Annotated in this window: 24 protein-coding genes; 12 read left to right on the plus strand and 12 right to left on the minus strand. The window is 39.8% G+C overall.

Features of this window, described 5'->3' with window-relative positions; genetic code table 11:
* The first annotated feature begins 30 nt into the window (after positions 1-30).
* Positions 31-510, plus strand: a complete 480-nt coding sequence (locus tag FW757_RS21405; RefSeq protein ID WP_446441674.1) for a DUF4124 domain-containing protein — start codon at positions 31-33, stop codon at positions 508-510.
* A gap of 2 nt (positions 511-512) precedes the next feature.
* Here the strand turns inward: FW757_RS21405 and FW757_RS21410 are convergent, their stop codons facing one another.
* Complete coding sequence (locus FW757_RS21410; RefSeq protein WP_182719313.1) at positions 513-1628, minus strand: aminotransferase class V-fold PLP-dependent enzyme; 1116 nt, start codon at positions 1626-1628, stop codon at positions 513-515.
* Position 1629: 1 nt separating this feature from the next.
* Positions 1630-2802 (minus strand): PrnB family protein, encoded by a 1173-nt coding sequence (locus tag FW757_RS21415; protein WP_149983347.1) that lies wholly within the window; start codon positions 2800-2802, stop codon positions 1630-1632.
* A gap of 143 nt (positions 2803-2945) precedes the next feature.
* Between FW757_RS21415 and FW757_RS21420 the strand changes: the two genes are divergently transcribed.
* The 4 genes from FW757_RS21420 to FW757_RS21435 all read left to right on the plus strand — a co-directional run bounded on the left by FW757_RS21420 (position 2946) and on the right by FW757_RS21435 (position 8700).
* A complete protein-coding gene (locus FW757_RS21420) occupies positions 2946-3404 on the plus strand; it encodes an Lrp/AsnC family transcriptional regulator (protein ID WP_149983348.1) in 459 nt (152 codons plus the stop codon).
* A 73-nt stretch (positions 3405-3477) separates the two neighbouring features.
* The gene (locus tag FW757_RS21425; protein WP_182762172.1) at positions 3478-6204 is read left to right on the plus strand and encodes a CHASE domain-containing protein; all 2727 of its coding nucleotides are present in this window, start codon (positions 3478-3480) and stop codon (positions 6202-6204) included.
* A complete protein-coding gene (locus tag FW757_RS21430; RefSeq protein ID WP_182740652.1) occupies positions 6194-7558 on the plus strand; it encodes an alpha/beta hydrolase in 1365 nt (454 codons plus the stop codon). Before FW757_RS21425 ends, FW757_RS21430 begins: the two co-directional genes overlap by 11 nt.
* Positions 7558-8700 carry a GNAT family N-acetyltransferase gene (locus FW757_RS21435; RefSeq protein WP_182740653.1) on the plus strand — a complete coding sequence of 381 codons (1143 nt, stop codon included), beginning with the start codon at positions 7558-7560 and terminating at the stop codon, positions 8698-8700. The genes FW757_RS21430 and FW757_RS21435 overlap by 1 nt, the downstream gene beginning before the upstream one ends.
* Here FW757_RS21435 and FW757_RS21440 read toward each other — a convergent pair.
* Positions 8697-9287 (minus strand): DUF938 domain-containing protein, encoded by a 591-nt coding sequence (locus FW757_RS21440; RefSeq protein WP_182768181.1) that lies wholly within the window; start codon positions 9285-9287, stop codon positions 8697-8699. The two genes, FW757_RS21435 and FW757_RS21440, sit on opposite strands and share 4 nt — an antisense overlap.
* 198 nt (positions 9288-9485) lie before the next feature.
* Here FW757_RS21440 and FW757_RS21445 point away from each other — a divergent pair, with 198 nt between their 5' ends.
* From FW757_RS21445 to FW757_RS21465, 5 genes are all read left to right on the plus strand, one after another.
* Positions 9486-9665 carry a hypothetical protein gene (locus FW757_RS21445; protein WP_182719308.1) on the plus strand — a complete coding sequence of 60 codons (180 nt, stop codon included), beginning with the start codon at positions 9486-9488 and terminating at the stop codon, positions 9663-9665.
* 98 nt (positions 9666-9763) lie between these two features.
* A complete protein-coding gene (locus FW757_RS21450; RefSeq protein WP_257325145.1) occupies positions 9764-10129 on the plus strand; it encodes a hypothetical protein in 366 nt (121 codons plus the stop codon).
* An 8-nt stretch (positions 10130-10137) separates the two neighbouring features.
* Positions 10138-11514 carry a class II fumarate hydratase gene (locus tag FW757_RS21455; protein ID WP_149983353.1) on the plus strand — a complete coding sequence of 459 codons (1377 nt, stop codon included), beginning with the start codon at positions 10138-10140 and terminating at the stop codon, positions 11512-11514.
* 117 nt (positions 11515-11631) lie between these two features.
* Positions 11632-12108 (plus strand): hypothetical protein, encoded by a 477-nt coding sequence (locus FW757_RS21460; RefSeq protein ID WP_145242708.1) that lies wholly within the window; start codon positions 11632-11634, stop codon positions 12106-12108.
* Between the two features lie 11 nt (positions 12109-12119).
* Complete coding sequence (locus FW757_RS21465) at positions 12120-12518, plus strand: hypothetical protein (RefSeq protein WP_145242706.1); 399 nt, start codon at positions 12120-12122, stop codon at positions 12516-12518.
* A 19-nt stretch (positions 12519-12537) separates the two neighbouring features.
* Here the strand turns inward: FW757_RS21465 and FW757_RS21470 are convergent, their stop codons facing one another.
* The 8 genes from FW757_RS21470 to FW757_RS21505 form a co-directional block, all read right to left on the minus strand.
* Positions 12538-12723, minus strand: a complete 186-nt coding sequence (locus FW757_RS21470) for a hypothetical protein (protein ID WP_145242705.1) — start codon at positions 12721-12723, stop codon at positions 12538-12540.
* A 63-nt stretch (positions 12724-12786) separates the two neighbouring features.
* Entirely contained in the window at positions 12787-13104 is a 318-nt protein-coding gene (locus tag FW757_RS21475; protein ID WP_145242704.1) for a hypothetical protein, read from the minus strand.
* Positions 13101-13739, minus strand: a complete 639-nt coding sequence (locus tag FW757_RS21480) for a hypothetical protein (RefSeq protein WP_182719304.1) — start codon at positions 13737-13739, stop codon at positions 13101-13103. Before FW757_RS21480 ends, FW757_RS21475 begins: the two co-directional genes overlap by 4 nt.
* A gap of 65 nt (positions 13740-13804) precedes the next feature.
* Positions 13805-14497 carry a PspA/IM30 family protein gene (locus FW757_RS21485; RefSeq protein ID WP_145242702.1) on the minus strand — a complete coding sequence of 231 codons (693 nt, stop codon included), beginning with the start codon at positions 14495-14497 and terminating at the stop codon, positions 13805-13807.
* 30 nt (positions 14498-14527) lie between these two features.
* Entirely contained in the window at positions 14528-14941 is a 414-nt protein-coding gene (locus tag FW757_RS21490) for a YjfI family protein (RefSeq protein ID WP_145242701.1), read from the minus strand.
* Positions 14942-15020: 79 nt separating this feature from the next.
* Positions 15021-16742 (minus strand): polyamine aminopropyltransferase, encoded by a 1722-nt coding sequence (locus FW757_RS21495; RefSeq protein WP_149983356.1) that lies wholly within the window; start codon positions 16740-16742, stop codon positions 15021-15023.
* A 3-nt stretch (positions 16743-16745) separates the two neighbouring features.
* Complete coding sequence (locus FW757_RS21500) at positions 16746-17645, minus strand: DUF350 domain-containing protein (protein WP_145242699.1); 900 nt, start codon at positions 17643-17645, stop codon at positions 16746-16748.
* A 38-nt stretch (positions 17646-17683) separates the two neighbouring features.
* Positions 17684-18616, minus strand: a complete 933-nt coding sequence (locus FW757_RS21505) for a CHAD domain-containing protein (protein WP_145242697.1) — start codon at positions 18614-18616, stop codon at positions 17684-17686.
* Positions 18617-19202: 586 nt separating this feature from the next.
* Between FW757_RS21505 and FW757_RS21510 the strand changes: the two genes are divergently transcribed.
* Positions 19203-19571, plus strand: a complete 369-nt coding sequence (locus FW757_RS21510) for a hypothetical protein (protein ID WP_446441675.1) — start codon at positions 19203-19205, stop codon at positions 19569-19571.
* 61 nt (positions 19572-19632) lie between these two features.
* Positions 19633-20985, plus strand: a complete 1353-nt coding sequence (locus FW757_RS21515; RefSeq protein ID WP_182719299.1) for a hypothetical protein — start codon at positions 19633-19635, stop codon at positions 20983-20985.
* 179 nt (positions 20986-21164) lie between these two features.
* On the opposite strand, the gene FW757_RS21520 is transcribed toward FW757_RS21515, so the two are convergent.
* Positions 21165-21597, minus strand: a 433-nt coding sequence (locus FW757_RS21520) for an IS630 family transposase (protein WP_446441676.1), incomplete at its 5' end; no start/stop codon positions are given.

The following is a 21597-nucleotide window of genomic DNA, read 5'->3' on the forward strand; positions in this document are numbered from 1 at the left end:
TAATGCGAATTTAGGGATTAATAAGTGTACTTGCGACAACTTCAGTTAACAATGGTGTGTGCCGTAGCGATGCTGATACCACCAGCAGCTGTGGCTACGGCTGCTTACCAATGCACGGTTGATGGCGTGGCTACCTTTAGTCAACTACCTTGTGGTGACGATGCTAAAGAAATCAAAATTCCACCAACTAATGTGACCCAAGCAGCTAATACCCAACAGAGCAAAGATATCATGGCGTCTGTAGATAGTTATGTTGCGATGCAAAAAATTGATCGTGAAATTGCAGTTTATCAACGAGAAATAAAGCAACTTCAAGATACTCTTGCAGAACAAAAAACCAAAATAAACTATATGACGCAAGACTCTGCAAATAAAATGGGAGCAAACTCAATTGCTGATGCGATAGCAAAACGAACAGCACAAGCTGAGCAACGCATTGAGCCGAAAATAAAGCAGTATCAGCAACAAATTGATGCGTTAAAGGCGTTTAAAACGCAACTAAGCCAATAAATTTAGCTTAGGGTTTGTTTAACCACTTTTATTAGCTGTGCTATATCACTACTGTTGTTATAAATATGCGGTGAAACTCGCACCCCATATGCTCGCGCATCGACACTTATGTTCGCCTGAGACAGTGCGCTTAATACCGCCGGCTGTTGCTCGCCAAAATTTAAAATAGCTGTACCGCTGCATTTTTCTGGCGTTGTTGGTGAAACCAAATATGGCCTAAACTCTGCACTTAATTGTTCAAGTAGCGCCAAGTTGTGCGCTCGCACTGTTGCAACACCTAATTTAGCAAAGTAACCAATGCTATGCCCTGCGAGTACAAATGGCGCAATCGATGGAGTGCCGCCCCAAAAACGCAATGCGCTATCATGATAAGCAAAGTGATGAATATCAAACTCAAATGGATTTTGATGTGAAAACCACCCTACATCTTGTGGTTCGCACACATTTAATTGCGCTTGGCTTACCCATAAATACGCCGCACCTGGACCTGAGCATAACCACTTAACGCTGGAACCAATCATAAAATCAGCATCAACTTGGCTTAAATCTAGAGGTAATACACCAGCTGACTGCGCCACATCAACAAGACTCAAACAGCCTACGTGCTTACACAGTTGCGTAATTTCAGCTACGGGCGCTTGCTGGCCAGTATTTGAATAAGCGTGACTGATAAATACTAAATCAATATCTGCTTGAATATATTGTTGCCATTGCACGCTATCAGTTAAATCTACGTGTTCAGGAATAAACTTTATTTCAGCGCTACTAGCCAGCGCTTTTTGCATTGCAAACCCCATGCTAGGAAAGTCACTTTGCGCCATCAACACCTTACAATTAGCTTGCTGTAAGCGAGGATGCGACATAACTAACTTTGTTAAAGCGCTCGATAAATTTACTTGTGGGCAAAATTGCCTGCTCGGTGAATTAAACAATGTACTGAGCGCCTGAGTAAAGCGCTCAATGGCTGGCAGCCACTGTTGCCATGGCTCTTTATTACTCGCTTGCCAAGGAGCAAAAAAATGCTGGTTAAAATCATCTTGGCTGCTTTTCAGTGCACGGCCAACAGAGTGATTTAGCAAGTAACAGCCTGCCGCAAGATTAAAGTCATCTTTGTACATATTAATTACTCACCCATTGCTTTAATTGTGCTAAATCATCATAACGAGTTCTTATATCATCACGCTTTGCTGCAGCTCGACGATCTCTTAATTGTTCAAGAGAATCCAATAACACATGCAATGGCGGACCGCTGGCAGTCACTTTATTCATATGTTGCTGTTGCATGTGTTGAGCTGGCTGAGCTATAAACTTACTAACCAGTTGATTATGATGACCTATTGCAGTATCGCCATGCAGCTTACATACTTGTATAAACAACTTGGCATTGGTTTTAAACCACGAGCTATGGCGGGTATCTCCTGCCGCTAAAAAGTCATCCATTATGCTTGGCATACGCATAGACTCTCGCAGAATTTGCTGATCTTCAGGCATCATATATAAAAATTTATCCACCAGCATTTGTGAATAACTCGGTTCGTTGGCAAAGCATAAACCTAACAGCATATCTATAACGTTAATTCCGGCAAAATCTCCCGCATTGGCTCCACGGTAAACCTCTTTGCCAACCCGATACGGCTTATAGTAAGGACGTACACAGAAAAAGAATCGCTCGGTGTCTAACTGATTATATAAAGCCGTATTCGATTCAATCACATCGACTAACGCCTGCTTGGCAACTTTAAGTAAATCACCGCATAGCGGATGCGAAATACCTAATGGCTGAATTTTTAATAATGCATCAGCTGCTCGCTTATAGGCTAAAATCCCTTTGGTATTGTAATCAATGAATAATTTTTCATCTGGCAGATCCGTAAAGCGCTTATAAAGGCCATTAATAGCCTTATTATGGGTGGTTAAATGAGCCGTCGCAAAGCGCGGAGTAACCCCTATTGATGCACCAATATGCATAGCTAGTGCCGAGGCCTCGACTAAAGGCGAGGTCGTTTCGCGCGATGGTTCAGTGATCTCATGGCGTCGACAAGCCGCCATAAATAATCCTACATTGCCAAGTAAATCAAACGCACGATCAAACCCTTCGTCAGTATTGCCTTCTGCTAGTAACTTACGAATATGCGCATTACCCTCAGCCTCTAACTGATGCTTAAATTGCTCCCCGACAAATTCTACGTTAGCTTTATCTTCTTGTTGCCAATAGATAGCCTCTAGTTGACTATTAATTTCTACAAAGCGGGTTCTGAGCCACTCATCAAATGCCTGGGTATTATTACTCACAGATATTACTCCACACCAAAGTTTATTGCATTAATGTTAACAGATAACATAGAGCACAAATCAGCAAAACCACTAATTAAAATCCATACAATTAGTGATATTCACTCTATAATCACTATTAAATAAAATTTATTGTCATAGTTATGAGTTTAGATAAAAAAGATCAACAATTACTAACGTTGTTACAAAGCAATGCGCGTACCTCTGTATCAGAACTTGCAACAACTGTAAGCTTATCGGATACCCCTTGCTTAAGGCGTATAAAAAAACTTGAAGCAAGTAAGGTGATCACTGGCTATCACGCAGCCTTAAACCCACGCGCACTCGGGTTAAAAGTGCTGGTCTATGCGTTTGTGCGGTTGAGCCAGAATTCCGCCAGTGCGGCAAATATGTTTGAAGAACACGTGGAAAAACTGAATCATGTACTGGAGTGCTCTGTCATATCAGGAAGCTATGATTACTTATTGAAGATTATTGCTACCGATTTAGAAAGCTACGAAAGTTTTGTTAAATATAAGCTTGGGAGTATTGATTGTATTGCTAACATTGAGTCTACAGTGGTTTTAAAGCAAACATTTAGCAAAAGGCAGCTACCACTTTAAAAAATAATACTATTTAGTGTCGATTCGCTATACTGAAATATCATTATAAAAATAATATTTAACAAGGATGCATGTGAAGATTTTTCGTTCAACATCCAGTTCTTTTGTTTTTTACATATCGTTTGCTGTTGCTTATTTTGCAACTGGTAAGTTATTAACTAATTTTGCCTTTCAATCACAAGTCATCCCTATTTGGCTCCCTGCTGGTATTGCCTTAGTTGGCTGTTTTATCTGGTGGTGGCGTTTTATGCCGGCATTATTTATTGCCTCTGTCGCCTTTAATTTAAGTACCGGTGATAACCCGATCACTGATCAGGTTTTAATTGGCAATACGCTAGAACAAGTACTGCTAATCGGCTTAGGCGCCGTGCTACAAGGCATGATTGGCGCTGCTCTTTTAAAGTACTGGCTAGGCCATCCGCTGTATTTAAAACAACGCCAATCGATTATTTATTTTATTTTTATCGTCGGTATTGTCGTCAGCCTCATATCGGCCAATATTGGAGTCTATGCTTTAAGTCAATTTAATCCCGCCTACAGCATTGAAAATCACTGGAAAAATGTTACTTATTGGTGGTTAGGTGACTCACTCGGTGTGCTGATCGCAACCCCCTTTTTATTGGCCTTACTACAGCCTAAATTTAAACGACACTACGTCACCCCATTGCCAACCATCGCAGTCTGCTCGGTATTATTCGTCTCTGTCGCCTTAACCACTAAACTATACAACCAAGAGACTTATTCAAATGCGATACAAATTGCCAAGCGTGAAACATCTATCATTGAAAACAGTTTACTGCGCAATTTAAATCTTAGCCAAATAACCGTACAAAGCCTTGCGAGCCAAATTCAATCAACACCAACTTTAAGTCAGCAAGAGTTTGATAGCTACAGTGCCCAATTACTGGCTGAGCATTCATTTATTAAAGCATTTTCATGGAATCGCAAAATTCCCCCAGCTCAGGTCAGTGATTTTAACAAGCAGCTCGATGAAATTTATAATTCATATAACTTTGATCCGAGTATTAAAGGAGCGCCATTATCAAACGACGATCCATTAGTGATTATTACCTATATAGCCCCTTTTGCAGAAAATCAATCCGCTATTGGTTTTAACCTCAATTCTCGTAAAGATCGCCGTGAGACTTTACTCGACCCACGCATCAAAAATCGCCCTGTAGGCACTAAAATAATTCAATTAGTGCAAGCACAACAACCTGAGCCCGCTTATTTATTATTTGCTCCGGTGTATCAACAAAATAATGAAGTTGCCTCAATTAAAGGCTACGCAACAGGTGTATTTTTAGTGGAAAACATACTTGCTCAATCGCTTACCCAAGCACAAAATAAGATGTTTAATATCGCTATTTATGAAGCCAATGCTACCAACCCGTTTTATTCAAACGCCGAAAATGTGCCGACCAAAAGCAATAAGCTTACAACCATCACGATTAATTTTGCAGGGCAAACATGGCTAGTTGATTTAACGATTAAAGATGAGTTCCTACCGCATCAAACTAATCACATGACACTCTTTTTAATTATTCTACAGGTCATTGTAAGCTCACTTATTTTACTGGTATTACTGTTATTCAATCATCAACATATTGCTCTATCGCGCTTAGTAGCGGAACGTACTCGCTCGCTTGTCAGAGCTAAAAAGCAATCTGATTTAGCGAATCAAGCTAAAAGCCGGTTTTTAGCCAATATGAGTCATGAAATTCGTACGCCGCTTAATGCGGTGATCGGTTTTTCAACCTTAGCTAAAAGTGAAGATAGCGCTGAAGTTCTCATCGGTTATCTAAATAAAATTAATTTAGCTTCTAAATCATTGTTAAGTTTAATCAATGATGTACTCGATATCTCTAAAATTGAATCACAAAAGCTCACCTTGGAAGTCGCTCCTTTTGATTTAAATGCTCTTCTTGCCCGGATTAGCAGTATGTTCGAACAAAGCGCTGAACAAAAAGGCATTCACTGGAAAGTTGATAACCAATTACCAACTGATATTTGGTTTGAAGGTGATGTTATGCGAATTGAGCAAATTTTATTAAACCTGTGTAGTAACGCCATCAAGTTTACCTGCGAAGGTGAAGTAAGTGTCAGCGCATACTGTAAGGAGATCACCGATAAACGTAGGCAAATTACTTTGGCTATTAAGGACTCTGGCATCGGCATTGCGCCATCAGAGCAAAGTAAATTATTTGATGCATTCACCCAAGCTGATAACTCCACATCACGCAAGTTTGGTGGCACCGGGCTTGGCTTAACAATCGCAAAAGAACTTAGTTTGCTAATGTCTGGAGATATCAGCGTACAAAGCGAGCCAGGTAAAGGCTCCACATTTACCCTGTCTGTCGAGTTAAATACCTGTGCTGCGCAACAAGTAACGGCAAAGCACACACAACAGCATGTTGATTTAAGCAAACTAAAGATACTGGTTGCAGAAGATAACAGCGTCAATCAATTAGTAATAAAAGCAATGCTTAGCTCTTTGGGGATCACTCCAACACTGGTTGAAAATGGCGAATTAGCAGTAGAGCAAGTTAAAATAAATGACTTCGATTTAGTGTTAATGGATTGCCAAATGCCCATTATGGACGGTTACCAAGCCACCGCCTTGATACGTCAAATTAAAAGTACTGAACAATTACCCGTCATTGCCTTAACCGCTGATGTAATGCCTGAGGATAAAGCCAATGCCTTAGCAATTGGTTTTAATCAGCATCTTGCAAAACCCCTCGAACTCGATAAGCTAACCGAGTGCCTAATCAATTATGTAGATGTTTATGAGCCTTAATGGAATATTACTAACTCTCACTTTAATAACAACCTCTAGCCTTGCTATCAGCCAAACCAACTGCGTTACTCAGTTAACTGATTTAAACTATATTATGAACAGCAAAAAGCAGGGCCTATTACGGTTTGAAAAAAGCAATGCTAATACGGATTTTTCCTATCATAGTGAGCAAGCATTTAGTGATTATTTAAGCTTTGCATACCAACATATTTTAGCGGCAAACCCGCGCGCATCAATGCCTTGCCCTATTTTAACTGATACCTATCAGCTTTTAGTTAAACAACAGCAACGCACTAGCCCCCCTAATATAGTTGATCTTATAGCGCCATTTGAATTACGCCAAAATAACAACCACAAAGCAGTTCTATTAATTCATGGCCTTACCGACTCTCCATTTACCTATCATGACTTGGCACAAATTTACTTTCAACAAGGCTATACCGTACGTACTTTGCTGTTACCAGGCCATGGCACCGCAGCTAATGCACTAAGCAGTATTAATGCCAAACAATGGCAGCAAGCTGTAGACTATGCAATTAAACGTACTATAAAAGATTTTGATCAGGTGATTTTAGGTGGCTACTCTACAGGCGCAGCCCTATTACTTAATTATTTAACTGTCGAGCCCGTTGACCCAAAAATAACTGCACTGATGCTATTTTCGCCCGCCACTGAACCACACAATAAAAATGGTTGGCTGGCGAAGTGGATTGACCGTATTCCCTTTGTGAATTGGATAGATAAAGACGCCGATATTGATTTTGCTAAATATGAGTCGTTTCCATTTAATGCTGCAACCGCAGCCGATGATGTTATGCGCTCAATCGCGTTACCAGAACTAATCGAGCGTCAATTACCAAACTTGGCTATTTTTTCAGTGATGAGTGATATAGATACCACCATTGATACCCGTGCATCGCTGCAATTGTTAAGCGCCTTGCATGATGTAAAGATACGCCCTGCAAATAGCTTAGATACCTTGGTTTTTTACGGTGATAAAACAACCATTACCAGTGGTTTTCCAAAAGGCTATAGGGTATTAAATCCACAGTGCAAAAATACAATCTGTAAAAACATTCATGGTATTTCTCATATTGCCGTAGTTAACTCACCTGATAACCCTTACTACGGTATTGCTGGCGCTTATCGCAATTGCGGCAGTTACCTCGATGATGATACTTTGTATAAGCAATGTAAAACGACCGAAAAACCTAATATTGGCGAGCGTACTGCAGAAAATATTGCAGCATTTCCAACCTTTCAACGTCTGACTTACAACCCTTACTTTACTGAGCAAGCACTCTATATAAAACAGTTTATAAAGCAGGTTGAAGGCTCGCAGGGCAATCAATAATGAGTATATTTAGTCACCGCTGGTTAACCAGTATCAGTGCAATAGATACCGCTGTTTGGCAGCAGTTTTTTGCCGATAACCCATTTACTGATCATGCATTTTTATTTGCATTAGAACAAAGCCAATGCGTATCAGCCGCGTCTGGTTGGCAACCGCAACATTTAGCCATTTACCAAAATGATACTTTGGTGGCATTAGCACCCGGCTATCTAAAAAGTCACTCTTATGGCGAATATGTATTTGACTGGGCATGGGCTGAAGCTTACCAGCAACATGGTTTAGAATATTACCCTAAGTGGTTATCTGGCTCACCGTTTAGCCCTATTGAAGGTCAACGCCTTGCGATTGCACACTCACACCCAGAACAAGTGTATCAGTACATAACAAAGACTTTAACAGCTCAATGTGAGCAACAAGGTTGGTCTGGCTGGCACATTAACTTTTGCTCGCAACTGCAAGTCTCTCAACTCACACCACATCAAGGTATGCATCGTATTGGCGTGCAGTTTCAATGGCAAAATCAAAACTACGCTACTTTTGACGATTTTTTAGCGCAGTTAACCGCACGAAAACGTAAAGTATTGAAAAAAGAACGTAATAAAATAACCCAGCAAAATATTAGTATTAAATGGCTGCAAGGTGAACAGATAACTAAAGCTGTGATGAGCCAGTTTTGCGAATTTTACCAACGCACTTATTTAAAACGCTCTGGCCACATGGGTTATTTAAATCATGACTTTTTTATTTTGTTACATGCCTTAATGGCCGATAAACTGGTGATCATGCATGCCATCCATGATCACGAAGTGGTCGCTGCAACACTGAGCTTTAAAAATAATGACACACTATACGGGCGCTATTGGGGAGCTATAGCAGAAATTGATTGCCTGCACTTTGAGCTTTGCTATTACCAAGGTATTGAATATTGTATTAAACATCAGCTTCAGTGCTTTCACTCAGGTGCGCAGGGCGAGCATAAAATAGCACGAGGTTTTGCACCGGTATTTACTCACTCCGTACATGCCGTAATGGATGCTACTTTTAGTCCTGCGATAGCAGATTACTTACAACGTGAGCGTCAGCATATGCGCATCTATCATCAGCAATGCACTGAATTATTACCTTTTAAGATTGATAACTAATGACGTTTAAAAATCAATAACTGATTATTAGCAGGCATCGCAATATCATCAACAAGCATTAACCCTGCTTGCTCAGCTAATTGCTGTACCCATTCGAAATCACGAATGCCACTTTGGCAGTCTTGCTGATTTAAAAATTCATCAAAACGCTGATTACTTTCACTGGTAAAGTTGCCGTTGTATTTAAATGGGCCATAAATACACACGAGACCTTTTGACGCTAAATGCTTATTAACACCTGTAAAAAACTGCTCAACTAACGGTTTGCTGACGATGTGTAACGTATTAGCGGTATAAATAGCATCAACGGTATTTATTGGCCAAGGGCGATTTAGATCTAACTCTACCGGTGCGTGCAAATTATCTAGCTTTGCTTCATCAAGCCACTGTTTAATACCATTATGATTAACCAATCGATCACTGGTATGCCATTGTAAGTGAGGCAAATTAGCAGCGAAGTGCACGCTGTGTTGCCCCGTACCTGATCCCAGCTCTAACACACTCTCGACTTGTGCTAAATATGCTGTGATGACGCTTAATATTGGATTTTTATTATTTTCACACGCTTGCGAGAAAGGTTTCGTCATATATATTTCCAAGCATCTCAATACAGATGCACCAAGATTGGTAAAGTATGCCCATTAGTAAAGCAAATCTTGCAACAGATGTCGCTATTAAATAATTAATTTTATATAAAAACTATATAATTCAAAGTAATAAAAAAAATATTGAGCATGGTATGAGTTATGCATTTATCTAATTGAATCAACCAAACGGAGAAGATTATGTATATATCACCTTATACCGCCCTAGACGCTGCAATTGCGGCAAGTGAAAAACCAGTAACAGATAAAATAGGCTGTGATGAACGTGCCACTGTAATTGATTTACTATCGCAAACAAATCAACAAAATCAGGCGTTAAAACATGAAACAGACCAAATATTTATTCTTGGCTACAATTAAAAAACTCACCTTCCGCCAATATTTACAATTTGTGACTTGCACCGAAACCGATTAACTGTAATGATAATAATTACCATTACAGTTAATCGGTTTTTCTTATGCATGAACATCACGCTATGCTTTATTATCAACAGCAAATGAAATGTATTTGCCCGCGACCTGGGCTACATGCGCCAGCTTTAGTGGCAAATTACATTGAAGCTGGCCTGAGTGCTGCACGTCATTACGAAAAAAACCACAGTCTATTGCTGCAAGAACTCTATCTAAGACGCACTTTCCATGAAATCCTCAACAAAATGTGCGACTCTTTAGTCCATTGTGCAATTCGCAAACAATGTTTAGAGCAACTTTATAAACCGTTACTGGCATTAAAGCGCTTTTATAGAAGTCATAATAGTATCAAGAAATACCTGATACTAGAGCGTGAAGCCCGTATTCTCAGTCACGAATTTAACCCTTTCTAGGAGTTTTCATGAGCGAATTTAGAACCGAATCAGATAGTATGGGCGAATTACAAGTCCCTACAGATGCACTTTATCAAGCGCAAACTCAACGTGCTGTAAATAACTTTCGCATTAGCGATTTAGTAATGCCAAAACAGTTTATTACCGCTCTTGCTTATATCAAACAGGCCGCAGCGCAAAGCAACTACGAGCTAGGTCATCTCAGTAAAAATAAAGCACAGTTAATCGAGCGCGCATGCCAAGAGATCATTGATGGCGAACATTTAGAACACTTCCCTATTGATATATTTCAAACAGGGTCAGGTACTAGCACTAATATGAATGCTAATGAGGTGATTGCAACTTTAGCAAGTCGTTATGGTGATGAGGTTATCCATCCCAACGACGACGTAAACATGGGGCAAAGCTCTAACGACGTGATCCCTACCACTATTGCTGTAAGCAGTGTAATTAACGTGGTGTATGAACTATTTCCGGCGCTGGATCAGCTATCCCAAACGTTGGAGCGCAAAAAGTCAGAAATAGGTGAAATCGTAAAAACGGGTCGAACTCATTTGATGGATGCTATGCCAGTGACATTTGCGCAAACTCTAGGGTCTTGGCAACACCAAGTTGATAGTGCAATGGCAGGGATCCGCTATAGCCTTGAAGGGGTATCTGCTTTAGCGCAAGGAGGCACAGCCGTTGGTACTGGTATAAATGCCGATCCCCTGTTTGCTGAGCAATTTTGTAAAAATCTCAGTGCCAACGTCGGTGTACGCTTTGTGCCAAGCAAAAACTTTTTTTATAACATAGGTTCGCAAGACACCATTGTCGCTTTATCAGGGCAGCTAAAAGTGCTCGCTGTTGCACAAATGAAGATAGCAAACGACCTACGTTGGATGAATTCAGGTCCACTAGCTGGCCTTGGTGAAATCGAACTTGAAGCACTGCAACCCGGTTCATCAATTATGCCCGGTAAAGTAAATCCTGTGATCCCTGAAGCGGCAGCCATGGTTAGTGCACAAGTGATTGGTAATGACGCAACTATTACTGTTGCAGGTCAATCAGGTAACTTCGAACTCAATGTAATGTTACCTGTAATAGCTTACAATATTTTGCAAAGTATTGAGTTACTGGCAAATAGTAGTCAAGCATTAGCTGATAAAGCGATTCGATCCTTTAAAGTGAAACACACCAATATCGACAAAGCACTCGCCAAAAACCCCATATTAGTGACCGCGCTTAATCCAGTCATTGGTTATGCTAAAGCAGCTAAAATTGCCAAACAAGCATATCAAGATGGCCGTCCAATTCTTGATGTTGCTGAGCAAGAAACTGACCTATCACGTAGTGAGCTGGAAACTTTACTCAATCCCGCAAAATTAACCCAAGGCGGGCTATAAAAATATTAAACCCGTCCTTAGCGTCGGGTTTAACCTTTGAATGCCATAGTTTTTATTGCTGTGTTATCTGCAAAGTGTATGATGGTGGTTACTTGTTCACCACTATGAAGGTTTATCATGCGCTTATTTATTATCGCGCTTCTACTGCCGTTATGTTTATCGGCTTGTTCTGATGCTGCGACCCCGAATAACAACCAACTTAGCCCGGCTCCTGCAGCGCTAGTTAAAAATAATCAAGCGACTAAGTTAAATCCGCAAACAGAAGTTCCGGCAACAAGAGATAACATTAAAAAGGTCCACCAGCAATTACAGACACAAATTGCAGATCTAAACTGCGATAACAGCTCTCAATGTAAAGTATTACCGGTTGGTAGCCGTGCGTGCGGCGGCCCTAGTAGCTATATTGTTTACTCTAATAAAACGGCCAATGAGCAAGCCGTTGAAAAGTTAACTCAGCAGATCACCAGCCTTGAAAGCCAATTTAATGCACAGAATAAGATGATCAGTATTTGTCAGCACCTGACGGCCCCTGCGGCTCAGTGTATTGAAAATAAATGTGTTAAACTAGAAAGCTCTGCGACAAGTGTTTATTAAGGGAAACCAATATGAGTCGTTCATCATATTCTAAATTTTTAGTAACAACAGCCAGTTTGCTGATCCTCAGTGGTTGTGTCAGCACTTCTGACTCAACACCAGCAAACGGCAATACAAATGTATCTAAATTAAATAGCGCATTGGCTGAGTTGGTGCAAGATAATAGCTGTACCGCGAGTTTTCAATGTAAGGTGCTTGAAGTAGGCCAACGCGCCTGTGGTGGTCCAAGCCGCTATGTAGTGTACTCAACCTTGCACACACAACAAGAAAATGCAGAACAGTTAGCGGATCAAATTACTCAGCAAGAAACTGCCGATAATAAAACCAATGGTTTAAATGATTGTTTACCGGTTTTACCTGTGCAAGCATTATGTATTGATCAGCAATGCCAGTCGTTTGAGCTAAAATAGTCGCTCTGCTGCAACCGCGCTATACCAATAATGGGATCAGCGCGGAAATTACCACGACCGCCACAATACAAATCCCTGCTTTAAAAATAAAATGCATCGGCATCTGCTTTTTAACCCAATAGGCATAAATAAACCGTAAGAAATAACTCGCTGCCGTGCCAAACAAAGCAAAAATTAGTAGATAGGCGATTAAAATAATATTCACAACAACTCATTATTTGATAATTTAAGCCCTAAGTGTAAGGGCTTAATAATCAGAAGGCAAAACCTAGCGTTTACTAGTTCGAGCAATCAGTAACTCAGCAACTTGCTGTTTTACTGCCCGCTTATCATCTGGGGCAACGCCAAAGCGTTCAGCAAGTAATGCTATTTCTTCATCATTAAGGTTAAATGATAAACGTTGACGCGTTTTTTTTGATTTAACCTCAAGTGATAAAATTTTGCGGATCATATCGGATGGCGTTAGCTCTTGATCAATGGCTTGCTTTTTTATCGATTTTTGCACTTCACTGCTAAGATCAAACGCCATTTGCGTGGCTCTTACAGCCTGCTCCTGACGTAACCATTTATCTTTTGCATTACTCACTGCGCATCTCCAGGGAACAGATCAACAATGTCTGTGATTGGTCGGGTTAAAGTGAGTGATACTTCAGTTTCTCCACCATCCCAAATCTCAATGTTTAAACCATGGCTTCCATCGCTCGACTCAAGGCAAATCATTTCGCATGGTTCGCCACCTTCTTGCTCATAGCGTGGTAATGGCTGGCTACGATAATCTTTATTATGAAAATAACACACAAATGGTGATTCACTTTGTTGATAGCTTTTAGCTAAAAACTGCATGTAACGCTCTGGTGTATTTTTCACTTCTATGTAGGTTAAATCATCTTCGTCAAAGATGCGCGCAAACTCATCCAGTGTGAAGATTTCATCCACTTCATCACGTTGGATTTTGATTGAAAAATTCGCCCACTCTTCACCATCGCTGCGCTCTATTTGCAAAAAAACCACCTTGCCAGCATCACTTTCAAGTACTAGCTCATAATCTGCACTGTGCTGATATTGATAAGTTTGCACATCGGTAACGCGCAATGTTTGGCCTTTTAGCCAACTTGGGTAAGCAAACGAATCAATCACTGTGAACATATCACCTTTTTTAAGTTCACTAGGGTGATTTAATTGGCGTTCAGGGGCTTTTTTAGACTTAAAGAAGTTAAACATAGACTGCCTCATAAGCAAAAAAGGTAACTTATAATAAGTTACCTTTTAATAATCGTAATTGCGCGTTAGCCGTTTTGCTTCGCTTTAATACGCGCTAAGATATCTGCACTTTTTGGATTGCTATCACCAATTCCAGCTTCAGCCATTTTAGCTTTAAGATCATCGCCATTAGTGTCAGCTTCAAGTACTTTAGCAGCACCAAGCTGGTCACTACGATCTTGTTGACGTTGCTTGATACGCTCAAGTGATTGGCGTGCATTCGTCATCGACGAGCTATTAGTATTAAGTGTGCTATTTACTGCCATTGTTGCTTGTTGCACGCTTTCAGTGGTTTTAACCATAGTAAGCTGACGTTGGTTTTCTTTGATCGATTTTTCAGCATCTTTTACTTGCTGCTTCAACGTTACAATGTGATTGCTAAAACCAGCTAACACTTGATCATGCTCTGCTTTTTCAGCTTCAAAGTCGCCAATTTTCTCAGCAATTTCTAGCGCTAACGGTTCATTACCTTTTTCAAGTGCTTGACCTGCATACGCTTCGTGCTCAGCAATTGAGGCATCTAATGCGCTAATCTTACGCTTCGTTTGCATTTCTTTAGCCATCACTTCAGTTAGGCTTTTTTTAGCACGCTGCAGCGCGTTTTGCGCATCAGCAATTTCTTGTTCAAAGATACGAATCCCATTCGCGTCAACAATTGCTTCGCCCGCTTCACGCGCGCCGCCACGTACTGCTGTAAATAACTTTTTTAAAATACTCATAATCTTAACTCCACTTAAAATAGCTAGCTGTTAATCGTTTAAATAAATGGTTACCGCTTCTAATGCATCGATGGCATTATCAGCTAAAGTAACTAGCTCATGGGTAATATCATCAAACGATGAATTAACCGACAAAGCACCAAAGATCGCATATTTATCATCAATCTTCGCAAATGCACTCAGCGGGATTGGTACATTCAAACGTAATAAGGTTTCATTCAACTCATCACGTAGTTCAGGCTTCACTTCCTCATCAGCGAACAAATAGCTAATACATAACAGCTGCTCTTGTGTCTGAGTAACAAAAATAGGAAGCTCATCATTGCCATCTACTATGACTTGCAACACATCTTGCTCGCCGGGATTGGCAATCAAGAAAGACTCAAAGTTAGCGCCTTCAGTTTCAAAAGATGCTAGTTTTATTGAAAGTTCATTTAATTCCATGTCTCTGCCTTTTGTCATTTGACATATTATGTCTGAGTTAAGATTCGCATGGTCGACATATTATGTCAACCATGATTTATTAATTTTTATACAATTCACTTTCTATCTGCCATGCACTACGATAATAATCATATAAAGTACCTGAGCCTAATTGATTGACTTCAATATCATTTATTTGTTCAAAATAATGATTGGGGAATACGAATGCTGCCAATAAATATTTTTTACTGATCCATCTAGAAGCAACTGGTAAGCTTGTTATATCGCTAATTCTCGCACTTGCAGATTGACCTGTGGTGGTTGCAATCGTCCATCCCCATTGTCCAAATGATGGAATATTTTGCTGGTATTGCTCAACATGCTTAAAACCTGCCGCTTTGACTGTTTTACCAATACTTAAAAATGCTTTTTTAGCATGATAAGGCGAAGTTGACTGCACAGCCATTGCACCATCTGCGGCTAGTAATTGACGGATATGATTATAAAAATAGTCACTGTACATTTTATTTAAATCGGGATGATTCGGATCAGGTAAGTCAATAATGATGGTATCAAAACGCTTACCTTCATCAAGTAACCGCTCTACTTCAAGAAAAGCATCACCCACTTTAATATGCGATCGAGGATCAGCCATTGAGTGCTTATTAAGTTTAGTTAAGCGCTCATGAATAGCTGCCGGAGGATTAAATTCATCGTCATCATGACCAAATAAACTAAGTAACTGGGCATCTAAATCAATTAAAGTGACTTCTTTAACAGGCCACTTCAATACGTCTCTTAGTGCTAAGCCATCACCACCGCCTATAATCAATACATTATCGTGACGGTTCGAGGCTAATAATGGCGGATACACTAACATTGAATGATAAATTTGTTCATCAATGCTAGAAAACTGTAAGCGGCCGTTTAAGTAAAGATCGGTAATTGGATCGGGTTGATTGCGGCTCAATCGCTCGGTTAACACTAGATGCTGATACTTCGTCGCTTCAGAATAAATAACTTTATCCTTATAAAGCACATTACTTAAATCTTTCATCCAGCTACTACCAAGCATTAAAATAAAACCAAATAACACCAGTAAAGCGATATGACATACCAGTAATAGTTTGGCGTAACGGACATAGCTATGATAACGCCATAAGAATGCCAAACCTGCGATAATATTAAATAGCGCAGTCCATGCCGCAGCCTGCATGATTGGCATAGCCAACATAATGCTAACCCAAATAGCCGCTCCAATACCTGCACCTATATAGTCGGCACCGTAGATCGTGCCTGCATTATTTTCTAAGAAACGACCATAAACATGCTGACGTATGCGAGCGATAAGTGGAATTTCCATACCGATTAATAGACCTAACAATAAGCCAAATACATAAGGTAGGAATCGTGACCACTCTTGGAGTTTTTGAAAAACATAGCCGTTGAGCACCACATCCGCGGGTAGATTAAAAATGTCAGAAAAAATATGCGGTAAAGAATAACTAACAGCAATAACGCTGGCTATAGCTAAGATACAACCCATACCAACAAGTGCAATAAGACTTTCAAGCCAAGCAAAGGCGGTAAAGGCATCCTTAAACCAACGCGCTAAAAAAGCCCCTATACCCATAGCTACGATCATAGTGCCTATCATCGCATAAATAGCGCTCTCTACAGAGCCTAAAACTCGTCCGGCATAATGAGATAGCAGATATTCATAAATAAGGCCACACCCAGCGAGTATGGCCATAACAGTAATTAATAAAAAATCATGCCCAAGTAAGGAGTACTTACTTGGGCTTTGCTTAGAATGTGACAAGTTTTACGCGCCTAATAGAGTTGCCATGGTAATACCCACAGCAAACGAGATTGCCGCTGAAATAGTTGCTACACCCACATTTTTTTGACGGTTCACTTCGTCTGATATATCGCAACCTGAAAGGATAATTTTAATCGTAATTAAATGCAGTACGATAAATGCAATTAAACTAACCAAAGCGCTAATCGCCCAGAAAATCAAGCTGGTGTTAATGCTATCTGCAGCATAAGGCGCGATACCTGAAGCCGCAGTAAGCGCAAGCGCGCTACCGATTAAAAAGCCAGCATAGCGAATACCAACAGCCAAGTTACCGTCAACAATTGCTTGTTGTAGGCAATCTCCACTTCGGTTAGTACGCTTAAATAGTTGTACGCGATACTGGCTCACGAGCAATAACGCAATGCTACCAATAATAAACGCTGCTATAACGATTGGTAAACCATGCCAACCTTCTGTAGCCACCCAAAATAGCGCTGAGCGAATAACGATTGCCACACTCACAACATGACCAAAATCAATCACCGCGGCAGTTACATTACCCTTCACTATTTCATCATGTAAGCTGACCTTGCGCAGTGCCACTTTATCTTGAAAAAAGTGCCCAAGCTTTATTAGCACAATAGCTAACAAACCATAAGCTGCCATTTGCAATGCTTCTTGCTGTAAGCTCACTGCAAATGCACCACTGCTTACACCCGTCAGCACAATTGCTAAAGCAACTAAGCCAGCAGCAAAGCTAATACCAAACGCAAAATTATCACGCTCAGTGATCTCATCATTGGCATGTAAGTTAGATACCCAACCTTTGATATATTTAAGGCTCACAAACAGTGCAATAATAATCGCAAAATCAATCGCGATTGCTTGTAGTGACCACATAGTTATTCCATTAAATTCGTACATATTCTTTAAACTCCAACACTAAATCTTTAAATAGCCGTTTACTTACCGCGACTGACACCGCGAGAGGTTCTATTATTGCTGTTTCTGACCGATCCCGAGTCTTTACTATAGCTACTGGTTTTGGAGTAACTACTGCGACTTTTTGGTGGTGTATAACTGCTACGACTTAACCCAGAAGCCCCGGTTTTTTTAGATGCATAAGGGCTTGTGAATTGCTTACCTTGGCGTTGATACGATTGCTTAGTACGTGTTTCAACGGCGGTTTGTGCTTTAATTTGCTTAGGGCTAGAATAACGCGCACGACCATAATCATTATAATAACTATACTTACGGCGCTTGCTCCAACTACCATATTCAACACGATCAAATACATCACCTAAAATGCGGTACATGCCATACCACTGCCAAAAGCTGATACCGCTACTGTTAGTTTGCCAATTACCATAATTAGGATTGCCGACTAACTGGTTGCCTTCACCAACCCCTTCAGCCTGCTGACTGATTGCACCGACACGCGCAAGCGAGCCACCCGACATATCAGCAAGCATGTTAATAGGATCGGTCAAAGCATCCGAAAATAAAGCGGGCTTTGCAGCATCTCGCAACAAATCAATATTTTGCAGTGTTTCATCGTAAGGAGGAATAAGGTAAGTACTTTTGATATCAGCTAAGCGTTGTTGCAAACCTGAGTAAAGCGGGCCTTTTCGAGTTGCATCTTGCACGAGCACGCCAGCAATTTTAGCTAGCTCTGGCTTTTCATTGCTAAGTATACGGCCATATTCGCTTAATAAAGCGGCATTACGAATTGAGCCGTTATCTAAGGCACTACCAAGTCCTGCTAACTCAACTTCAGCTTTAGCTATAGATTGTTTAATTGTTTCTTGTAACTGCTCTTCTTTCGATTGACAGCCCATAAGTAAGCTTACCAAACAAAATAAACTGATAAGTTTCCAAGCTTTTATATTCGACATTCATGTCACCTGATTTACTAAATTAACCCAGCTAGTTTTACACAGCTCAGAAAGTAAACCAAGGAGGAAATTGCAACAAGATAATATTTTCTAAAGGTCAAAGGCTATGCTTTACTGCACTCAACTTTTAATTAGCTAGATGACAGCTACAGTCTCGACACGGGATCCCCATTCATAGTCGACAAACTCCCACACAAACATGAAGCGCTCAGCTCTTCTGCTTTATAAGCATAAGATCAGCGAGTAAACCTAGTAATAGTTTTTGTAATTTAGTTGGGTGCCCTCTCATTTGAATTTAAAAAAGTGCTCATTTAATAATGGATACTTAAACGTACAAATATCCATTACATAGTATGGCCTAGCTAACCAGATTGAATAATTTGTTCTTATTACATTGACAATGTTGCCTCATTAAAATAATGTAAAAAAGGTACAAAGCAGAGAATGAAAAATTCTCCAATTATATAATAAGGAATTTTTAATGAAGAAAATGTCTATTACCGCTTTTCTAATGTCTTCACTAGTTTAAAGCACTCAAGCATTCGCCGCTGATTTCAGTATAACTAAAGAGAAGCAACCAAGCAGGATGCTAGTATTAAGCTCTGCCGGTGGTCTGTCATCATCTCTATTTTCTATATTACATGGCGATTTAAGAGATATTCCACTTGAGAGTAAAACAGATAAAATTACTGGGATTAATTACACATCTGCAAATTACCCAGATTCTTTTGGCGAGATTGTTGAATTGTGCTTTTATCGAGCATATAACAACAATCCCGTTAAGTGCGAACCAATTGTGCCAAACTCTACTGGAGAGGTAACAGTATTTAATGGTGAGAGCTTCAAACCAGGTATTCAAGTATCAATTGTTCATAGAGTTGAAGCAACTGGTACTTTCCATTATTCAACACCAAATAGAATAGAAAGTATAACTTTTAACTACACAACTAACTAATTAACACCTTAGACTCCAAATTTAATCAAAGGAGTCTATTTTCGTTTAGAGGGTCAATAGTATGGATATACCTGATATCAAGAGAAGTTTGTTAAATGCGAGAAAAGCTTTTCCTCAGCCACAATCTGACCCCAAAAAAAGTAAGGATATAGAAATACATGCATCGGTTTCTTCATTATCGTCGAAATTAAGTAAGGCCAAAAGCTCTATTGATATTTCTAAATTAAGTCAGCAAAATTTATCTCTACATAAGGAAATACTCTCTTCAAATGCAAAAATAAATAGTGATGAGGTTGCCACAGCAAAATGGGAATTTGAACATTTATCCAAATCAAAACTTGAGACGATAGCATTAGACACAAGTAATACATTTAGCAGCTCAGAGAGGGTAGCTGCATATGAAAGATGGCACACACTTGATCAGCAAAACCTATCAAACCTAAAACGAGACAGCCTTAAATACGAAAGTAACGTTACCGCACTAGCATCATTTGAAGAATTACTATTATCTCATATGAACTCTTTTTCTTCTTTTAGTAAAGCGATGGTTTCCGATGAATATAGCTCGCAAGTAACATCACAGTTCGAGTCTATTTTAGATGAACGGGATTTAGAAAAAAGCAAAAATATAAGCCGGTCTGAGCATTATTATGAAGCTATGGTGACGGATATTTTTGGTGGTACTGAATCAGAAATTTTAAGCGGCGCTGATGGGATGTCCTTATCTAACTTAATGCGAAGTTCTTATGAATTTTTGACACAAGGAGATAGAGAGTTATTAGCTGATATCTATGAATATGCTGATAATAATAATATAGATTTTAAGTATATCCGTCAGTTTGCCAGTGATCTTGGTGGTTACAGAATGCATGACGATGGGAAGATACTTAATAATTTTAATAATGGACACTTCAACGGTGAAGGATACCAGCTTGCGGTCAGCTTTACGGATAAAGATCAAGCTACGATAAATAATATTCTTGATAGTCAGAAAAAATTATCTTCATCTGATATAGATGAGGGTTTCATTTCGTTTATGACTGAACCAGGTTTAAGTGCATTGTCTCATAGGGGTAGTTACCAATTTCTACAACATATGATAGAAATAAAAGCGGGAATAGTGCCAAGCTTTTCGGCTGAAAAATTTAAGGCTTTTGAAGATTCTTCTAAGGTTGATGATCGGTATGTTATTATTACTTCAGATAAGCAGCTCCTCAGACCAGAACCTGATGTTATTTGTAAAAATGGCACCTGTGAAGTAACCGAAAAAGGTCTTAAAAACAATGTTACTTTGGAGGAAAATAAAGGCAATCCAATATTAGATCTTAAATCTAACTCAATAAGCTCCCTGTTAGAACTCAGAGTGAACAATACAACCGAAAATAACACTCTATTTCAATGGCTTGCTGATTGAAGTCGAATTTATTTTAACAACCTTCTAGGCTAATACCAAACACATTTCGGATGCGACGCGCTATGGAGAGCACGCTGTGGTCATAGTTGATCACGCAAGCTGGCACATGGGCAATGTTGATGAAGGCATTAAAAATGTCTCTGTGATACCTTGCCTCCTTATACCAATCTGCATAAAGATTAAGTCAATTTTATCCAGTCTCTAGAGCATATGCTTTTAACCGTATCAGGCACTGAGATGAATTTATTCCACGCTTGCAATACCTGTTCGACTATTTCTTCATAACCACTAAATACACGGTTTGATAGACAGTGTTGCCGTAGCCAACTCCATACTTGCTCTATTGGATTTAACTCCGGGGAGTAAGGCGGAAGTTTTATTAGTGTGACATTATTGAATGGTTGTACCGTATCAATAGTATGCCAACCAGCGCCATCAACGATCACGACCGCATGACGTCCTGCCTCCGTGGCTTTTGATATTAATTCCATGTGTTGCGTCATGACCTCTTTATTGACGATAGGGCTGATCAGCGCTTCTGTTTTACCATTACTTGGGCAGACTGCACCAAATAAGTATCCATACTCAAACTGCTGTTGTTTTGTTGCGCGG

It is taken from the genome of Pseudoalteromonas sp. 1181_04, from assembly GCF_052850545.1.

Bases quoted from the DNA above. Each gene is read 5' to 3' on its own strand.
- FW757_RS21410 (WP_182719313.1), bottom strand. From the start codon at position 1,628: ATGTACAAAGATGACTTTAATCTTGCGGCAGGCTGTTACTTGCTAAAT.
- FW757_RS21420 (WP_149983348.1), top strand. From the start codon at position 2,946: ATGAGTTTAGATAAAAAAGATCAACAATTACTAACGTTGTTACAAAGC.
- FW757_RS21430 (WP_182740652.1), top strand. From the start codon at position 6,194: ATGAGCCTTAATGGAATATTACTAACTCTCACTTTAATAACAACCTCT.
- FW757_RS21435 (WP_182740653.1), top strand. From the start codon at position 7,558: ATGAGTATATTTAGTCACCGCTGGTTAACCAGTATCAGTGCAATAGAT.
- FW757_RS21440 (WP_182768181.1), bottom strand. From the start codon at position 9,287: ATGACGAAACCTTTCTCGCAAGCGTGTGAAAATAATAAAAATCCAATA.
- FW757_RS21445 (WP_182719308.1), top strand. From the start codon at position 9,486: ATGTATATATCACCTTATACCGCCCTAGACGCTGCAATTGCGGCAAGT.
- FW757_RS21450 (WP_257325145.1), top strand. From the start codon at position 9,764: ATGCATGAACATCACGCTATGCTTTATTATCAACAGCAAATGAAATGT.
- FW757_RS21455 (WP_149983353.1), top strand. From the start codon at position 10,138: ATGAGCGAATTTAGAACCGAATCAGATAGTATGGGCGAATTACAAGTC.
- FW757_RS21460 (WP_145242708.1), top strand. From the start codon at position 11,632: ATGCGCTTATTTATTATCGCGCTTCTACTGCCGTTATGTTTATCGGCT.
- FW757_RS21465 (WP_145242706.1), top strand. From the start codon at position 12,120: ATGAGTCGTTCATCATATTCTAAATTTTTAGTAACAACAGCCAGTTTG.
- FW757_RS21480 (WP_182719304.1), bottom strand. From the start codon at position 13,739: ATGTTTAACTTCTTTAAGTCTAAAAAAGCCCCTGAACGCCAATTAAAT.
- FW757_RS21485 (WP_145242702.1), bottom strand. From the start codon at position 14,497: ATGAGTATTTTAAAAAAGTTATTTACAGCAGTACGTGGCGGCGCGCGT.
- FW757_RS21490 (WP_145242701.1), bottom strand. From the start codon at position 14,941: ATGGAATTAAATGAACTTTCAATAAAACTAGCATCTTTTGAAACTGAA.
- FW757_RS21500 (WP_145242699.1), bottom strand. From the start codon at position 17,645: ATGTACGAATTTAATGGAATAACTATGTGGTCACTACAAGCAATCGCG.
- FW757_RS21505 (WP_145242697.1), bottom strand. From the start codon at position 18,616: ATGTCGAATATAAAAGCTTGGAAACTTATCAGTTTATTTTGTTTGGTA.
- FW757_RS21510 (WP_446441675.1), top strand. From the start codon at position 19,203: ATGCTAGTATTAAGCTCTGCCGGTGGTCTGTCATCATCTCTATTTTCT.
- FW757_RS21515 (WP_182719299.1), top strand. From the start codon at position 19,633: ATGGATATACCTGATATCAAGAGAAGTTTGTTAAATGCGAGAAAAGCT.